This is a genomic window from Xenorhabdus beddingii (genome assembly GCF_002127545.1).
Taxonomy (GTDB): domain Bacteria; phylum Pseudomonadota; class Gammaproteobacteria; order Enterobacterales; family Enterobacteriaceae; genus Xenorhabdus; species Xenorhabdus beddingii.
Genome location: NZ_MUBK01000130.1, coordinates 1 through 922 on the forward strand (window position 1 = coordinate 1; position 922 = coordinate 922).

3 protein-coding genes are annotated in these 922 nt (G+C 49.6%); all 3 read right to left on the reverse strand.

Annotation, left to right across the window (positions count from 1 at the left end):
• On the reverse strand, nucleotides 1-183 hold a 183-nt coding region (locus Xbed_RS18835), incomplete at its 3' end, for a hypothetical protein (RefSeq protein ID WP_139837560.1).
• Nucleotides 183-755 (reverse strand): tail assembly protein, encoded by a 573-nt coding sequence (locus Xbed_RS18840; protein WP_086114321.1) that lies wholly within the window; start codon nucleotides 753-755, stop codon nucleotides 183-185. The genes Xbed_RS18835 and Xbed_RS18840, both read right to left, overlap by 1 nt.
• Nucleotides 698-922 (reverse strand): NlpC/P60 family protein (locus Xbed_RS18845; RefSeq protein WP_139837561.1); only part of this gene is annotated, 225 nt, incomplete at its 5' end. The genes Xbed_RS18845 and Xbed_RS18840, both read right to left, overlap by 58 nt.

Consider the following 922-nt stretch of genomic DNA (forward strand, 5'->3'; position numbering starts at 1 on the left):
AATGTTGGGGTTGCCATTTTTATCTACAACCGGAGTGCCATTAATCCGGAACCCGTGCAAACCACCGACAGGTCCTTCTATTTGCCCCTCGCTAACCAGATCAACGATATTCAAGAATTGTTTGTTTTTTAGGTTGTCATCAACCAACGTTGGTGTGCCACCGCCGCCGCCGCCTTTACCCATTATTCCGTCTCCAAACCTTGAGAAATAACATTTGAGCCTACAACCATCTCACCGTATGCAATGGGAACCGGATAACCCTGACCGATACGATTCTCTAATGAGTTGAAATACTGATTGCCATCGGTTTTGCTGGAACCCATTTCAGGGCCTTTAGGCATTTTGGTTAACATGGATGCCAGCCCTGCACTAATGAGGGCAATACCCGCTATAGCTACTCCGGCCTGTGCCGCACTCCACAGTGCAATAGATGCACCGCCTGAGTAGAACGCCGCCGCAACAGCGACAACGCCCAGAATAGCCATGCCAACCCCATTACCACCCGCACCGCCAACGACCGGAACAATAGTGACGGTATCCCCATCATTCAGAGGATGATTCATACCCGCAGGAATACTTTTTTCTGTCATGTCCCGCCCTGCAATGCGAACGCGGATCTGACCATCAGAAAGCGCTTGTTGAAAACCTTTTAGCTGATAACACAGGCACCTAATGGCTTCGGCTGCATCACGAACCTCTAATTCGTAGCGACGGCCAAATCTTCTAAGATGGCCTCCAAGCTGTAGTTTGACCATTGTTTATGTCTCCATACTGAGTGAGTGTATTTGAGCCAGTAGCCGTCATAGATATCGCGTTTGCTAATGCGATCCGGCCTGTGGTGTAGAATTTGCTGATTGCCGATATAGATAGCGGCATGGCAGGGGGTCTGACTGCCTAAACAGATAAGAATGCCATCACCGGG